Origin of the sequence: Endozoicomonas sp. ONNA2 (genome assembly GCF_024606365.1) — a bacterium.
GTDB lineage: Bacteria > Pseudomonadota > Gammaproteobacteria > Pseudomonadales > Endozoicomonadaceae > Endozoicomonas.
Map to the genome: position 1 here is coordinate 1 of NZ_JAHHPO010000530.1, position 3,316 is coordinate 3,316.

4 protein-coding genes are annotated in these 3,316 nt (G+C 52.6%); all 4 read left to right on the forward strand.

All coding sequences use genetic code 11. From position 1 onward, the window contains the following. On the forward strand, positions 1 to 1,370 hold a 1,370-nt coding region (locus KDK14_RS09370), incomplete at its 5' end, for a leucyl aminopeptidase (protein ID WP_257264834.1). 74 nt (positions 1,371 to 1,444) lie between these two features. After that, on the forward strand, positions 1,445 to 1,933 hold the full coding sequence (locus KDK14_RS09375) for a DNA polymerase III subunit chi (protein ID WP_257264835.1): 489 nt from the start codon (positions 1,445 to 1,447) through the stop codon (positions 1,931 to 1,933). Between the two features lie 108 nt (positions 1,934 to 2,041). Then, positions 2,042 to 2,803, forward strand: coding sequence for an outer membrane protein (locus tag KDK14_RS09380; RefSeq protein ID WP_257264836.1), 762 nt, complete (start codon positions 2,042 to 2,044; stop codon positions 2,801 to 2,803). A 408-nt stretch (positions 2,804 to 3,211) separates the two neighbouring features. Beyond that, a partial coding sequence (locus tag KDK14_RS21720) for a hypothetical protein (RefSeq protein ID WP_373691057.1) occupies positions 3,212 to 3,316 on the forward strand: 105 nt, incomplete at its 3' end.

Genomic DNA, 3,316 nt, shown 5'->3' on the forward strand with positions numbered 1-3,316 from the left:
CCGGTGGATATCTTGCCAACATACTCAAACGCGGCGACCTGGATTTCAAACCCGGCCACTCACTGATGCTCCTGCCAACCCTGCAGGAGCCTGTTGAGCGTCTGCTGCTGGTGGCCATGGGTGATAGTGACAAGCCATTAACAGAAGCCGGGTTGAACAAGCTGGCTGCCAACCTGGCCAGCCAATTGAAGTCACTCAATGCCAGGGAAGCAAGCATTGCCATCGAAGAGATCGTGGTCGAGGGCAAATCACTTCACTGGATCACCCGTCAGGTGGTTGAAGCGGTTGAGTATGCGTTTTACCAGTTCAGCCAGTTTAAAAACGACACTGGCAAAGGTCCGGTGTTGAAGAAGGTGACACTGCTGGCAGAGCGTAAAAATGCCGAAGAAGTGAAAGCCGGTCTGAGCCAGGGGCAGGCCATCGGTCACGGTCGGAATGTGGCCAGAACCCTGGGCAACCTGCCGGGTAATATCTGCCATCCAACCTATCTTGCTGAAGAAGCCAGGGCACTGGCGAAAAATCATGCCAAACTGACCACTAAAGTGCTCAATGAAAAACAAATGTCGGACCTTGGCATGAGTTCCCTGCTCAGCGTCAGCGCCGGTTCCGAACAGGAAGCCCGCCTGATCTGCATGGAGTTCAAAAATGGCAAACGCGGTACCAGGCCCCTCGTCCTTCTGGGTAAGGGGATCACCTTTGATACCGGAGGTATCTCCCTGAAGCCCGGCCCATCAATGGATGAAATGAAGTTTGATATGTGCGGCGCCGCCAGCGTATTCGGTGTCATGAATGCCATCATTGAACTGGATCTGTCCATTAATGTCATTGGCATGGTGGCTGCGGCAGAAAACATGCCTAGCGGCAAGGCCACCCGGCCAGGGGATATCGTAACGTCCATGTCCGGCAGGACCATCGAAATTCTTAATACCGATGCCGAAGGCCGACTGGTGCTTTGTGATGCGCTCACCTATGCAGAACGTTATAAGCCAGAAGCGGTGATCGATATTGCCACCCTGACCGGCGCCTGCATCGTCGCCCTTGGTCATCACACCACCGGCCTGCTCAGCAATAATGAGTCGCTGGCCGAAGAGCTGCTCAGCGCTTCCCAGGAAGCCATGGACCGGGCATGGCAGCTGCCCATGGGTGAAGAATACACTCGGCAGCTGGACAGTAACTTTGCCGACATGGCCAATATTGGTGGTCCGGCGGCGGGCACCATTACCGCCGCCTGCTTTCTGGCAAAATTTGCCGAAGCTTATCCCTGGGCCCATCTGGATATCGCCGGGACTGCCTGGAAATCCGGTAAGGAAAAAGGTGCTACCGGTCGTCCGGTGCCCATGCTGGTGCAATATCTGCTGAATAAAATCTGATTTTTTCAGTACTGATGACAGGCCCAGATCGATCAGGGCCTGTTTGTTGGCACAGATTAGTTTATGATTTCCCCATGACCCGAGTGACTTTCTACCTTCTCGACAGCAATCTTGACAATAGTGGGCAAAACGAACAGCAGTTTGCCTGCCGCCTTATCGACAAGGCATGGCGTGGCGGACTGCCCATGCATATTCATACCACGGATGAAAGCAGCTGCAAGTCGATGGATCAATTGCTATGGGCATGGCGGGAGGACAGCTTTCTTCCCCATGGGATCATTTCACAGGCCCGGGGCAATGCATCAGAAAAAAGAGCGCTTTTGGCCAGTCAGTCCCCCATAACCCTGGGTTTTGACACCCCCATCCTTGAATCAAGGCGGTTGCTGATTAATCTCAGCCCTGAGGTCCCTTCATTCTTCAGGGATTTTGCCCGTACCTGTGAAATAGTGGTTCAGAACCCGGACCATAAAGCGGTTTCCAGGGCCAAGTTCCGGGCATACCGCCAGGCGGGTATTGAGCCAGAAGTACACAATATGCCGCTCCGGTCATCCGCTGCCCGCTGATATTGCCCGTCGATTCCGTGCACCTCCGGGTTGTCTATCCTTTCTAATTAGAAAGCAGGCACACTGCGCTTTCGAATAAAAATTCCCTAACCATTGAACGGTGAAATAATGATGAAAACATTGAACGCAATGCTGGTGAGCCTGGCGCTTGCCGTACCGGCCACCAGCCAGGCCATGGATATTTATGCTTTTGCCCGTGGCGGGGCAGCGTATACGGCAATAAAGGATACTGAGGCTGTCAATCCATTCATTGCAGTTGCTAATCCGAACTCTGGCAGTAACCCTGTTGCATTTCGGGGCAGCATGGGGATAGCCAATCTGAATAATGATCACAGTGTTGCCGTTGGTGCATTCGGTGCCGGGCTGGTAGTTAACCCCAATTTCCGCCTGGAGCTGGAAGGGGCTTTTCAGAAGGAATCGGATTATCAGATTGATGTTTCTCTGGGCTATCAGTTAACAGGGGGTCCATTCAATACAACACTTCTTGGCACTGCGTATAACAAAATCAGTATTGAGTCTGATGTCTACATGCTCAAAGCCTATTACGACATGCCCCTGAACAAGCATCTGGTGCCCTACGTTATGGCGGGTGCAGGATACGCAAAAAACAAAACATCCGGTGTACAGACCTTTTCAGACAACGCCAACTGGAATGAAAAATGGGATGACCACAGCAGCAATGAAATGGCCTGGACAGTGGGTGCAGGCGTTTCTTATATCTTCAGCAAGCACCTTGCCCTGGATCTTGGGGTAGAACATCGCAACCTGGGAGACTGGGAGCTGAAAAACCTGCCGACGACCGGTGACGAATCGCTCAAGGGCAGGTTGGAATCCACCACATTACTGATGGGCCTGCGTTACCACTTCTGACCAGCCCTGGATGATACCTCTGCACAGGCCACCAGCCCTGTGCAGCACTCCCTCCCGAACACCTTGAGACAAGCCAGGCAAATACAAATAGAAGCCAAACTCCCGTCTATAATCATCGTGGCACAATAATTTCAATTTCGGACAGCCTCCAGGTGCAATTCAAGCGGATTTTGCTAATAAAGCGCCGCTATTTTGGTACATCGGTCAGAATATTCAGGAAAAACCGGGCAGGAAAGCGTATGATTGGGATGGCCCGAGTAGCCTGAGAACCCGCTGTTTGATCATAGGGGCTCTCGCACCGTAACCCATTTTCAAAATACAGTCCGCCGGTCCATCTCCGGCCTACGCACCGTCCGGGCGGTAACGTACAATAGCGGGCTGTCAGTCAGGCAAGGTAAATAGTCAAATATGACGAGTTTCGTTTCTGGACAACGCTGGATTAGTGATACTGAGACCGAACAGGGACTGGGTACGGTGCTCACCCTTGACAATCGTATGGTCACCCTGCTGTTT

Coding starts and splice junctions, on each gene's coding strand:
- KDK14_RS09380 (WP_257264836.1), top strand. CDS start 2,042: ATGATGAAAACATTGAACGCAATGCTGGTGAGCCTGGCGCTTGCCGTA.
- KDK14_RS09375 (WP_257264835.1), top strand. CDS start 1,445: ATGACCCGAGTGACTTTCTACCTTCTCGACAGCAATCTTGACAATAGT.